This window comes from Sodalis sp. dw_96 (assembly GCF_018449575.1).
GTDB lineage: Bacteria > Pseudomonadota > Gammaproteobacteria > Enterobacterales > Enterobacteriaceae > Acerihabitans.
In genome coordinates this window covers 1-1,721 of the sequence record NZ_JAAVUT010000050.1, presented here as the reverse complement: position 1 = coordinate 1,721, position 1,721 = coordinate 1, and the positions used below count along the sequence as shown (strand labels likewise).

Below are 1,721 nucleotides of genomic sequence, written 5' to 3'. Positions count from 1 at the left end.
ATGTCCAGCTCTCGCGCCATTCTCGGCCTGGATAAAGAAGATAAAAAGCTCCAGGCCATGCGCCGGCAGGCCCGCGACATCGGCGCCACCACCGCCTTTTCCCCTACCGACGTGGCCCGTACCCAAACCACGCTGGCGCGCTCGGGCCTGGATGCGGATGCCATCTTGGCCGCCACCGGCACCACGGTAAATCTTTCCTTAGCAGGTGAAGTGGACATCGCCGAGGCGGCGGATATCATCACCAATATGCAATCGGCTTTCCATATTCCCATCGGCGAAATCGGGCGTGTTGTGGACGTAATGACCAAGGGTTTTACCAGCGCCAACAGCAATCTGGTGGAACTGGGCGAAGCGATGAAATATGTCGCGCCCATTGCCCGCGCCGCCGGGGCCAGTATCGGGGACACCACCGCCATGCTCGGCGTGCTGGCGGAAAACGGCATTAAAGGCAGCATGGCCGGGACCGGTATCAGTGCGGTATTCACCCGACTACAGGCACCGGTGGGAGAAGCGTTCGACGCCCTGAATGAACTCAAGGTCACCACCCGCGACAAGAAAGGCAATTTTTTACCCATCGAGCAGGTACTGAAAAGTATCTCGGCCTCGATGAAAAAACACCGCCTCGGCACCGCGCAGCAAATGGAATACCTGAAAGCCATCTTTGGCGAAGAGGCCATCAAGTCGGCACAAAATCTGATGGAAGCGGCGGATAACGGCAAGCTTACCGCGCGCCGTCAGGACTTGTCGAACTCCCAGGGTACTACCGAAAGGGTAGCCCTGATACAGACCGACAATCTCGTGGGCGACCTTAAAAACCTGACCTCCGCCTGGGAAGATATCCGCATTCAGTTGTTTGAGGGCCATGATACCGGTTTGCGCCAACTCACCCGCGCCGCCACCGCCTGGATAGGCAAGCTCGGTCAATGGGCTAAGAAGAATCCCGAGCCGGCCAACCGACTTACCAAGCTGGCCGGGGCTGTCACGGTCTTAGTAGGCGGACTGGCAGTTCTGGGGCTGGCGGCGTGGCCGGTCATTACCGGGTTTAATCTGATGCTGGCCGGGGCCGGACTGTTTAGCACCGGCATCGCCATTGCCGGAAGCACTATCGGTGCCGCTTTCGCCGCCCTGGTTTGGCCGGTGACCCTGGCGGTGGCGGCCATTGTTGCCGGAGCGTTGCTGATACGAAAATACTGGCAACCGATAAAGGTTTTCATCGGCGGCGTGGCCGATGGATTTAAAGCCGCCGTCGGCCCCCTGCTGGAGATGTTTGGTCCGATAAAGCCGGTATTGGTGTGGCTGGCCGATAAGTTGAAAAGTTTGTGGGCTGGCTTTAACAACCTGATTGCCCCGGTGCAGACCACTGGCGATACGCTAAACCGCGCCACCCGCGCCGGTCAACTTTTTGGTCAAGGGCTGGCAAAGGCCCTGACCTTTCCCATGACCGCGCTCAATACCTTGCACGAGGGTATCGACTGGGTATTGGAAAAGCTCGGTCTGATAAATAATGTCTCCGAAAATCTTGCCGATAAAGGCAGCGAGATAGAAGCCGAGCCGGCCACGGCCTATGGCTATGCCCCCACCGGGGCCATGCTTCACAACATCCATCCCGTCCTTGACCAGATAAAACAAGCCGAAAGACCCATCCAGGTGTCGCAGTCCACCGCCACCAATGTACACATCACGGTTCCCTACACCGCCCAGAATAACGAGGCCATGACGCC

General features: G+C 58.3%; 1 protein-coding gene. It reads left to right on the top strand.

Going from position 1 to position 1,721, the window contains the following annotated elements:
- On the top strand, nucleotides 1-1,721 hold a 1,721-nt coding region (locus tag HB631_RS26705; RefSeq protein WP_213994199.1), incomplete at both ends, for a phage tail tape measure protein.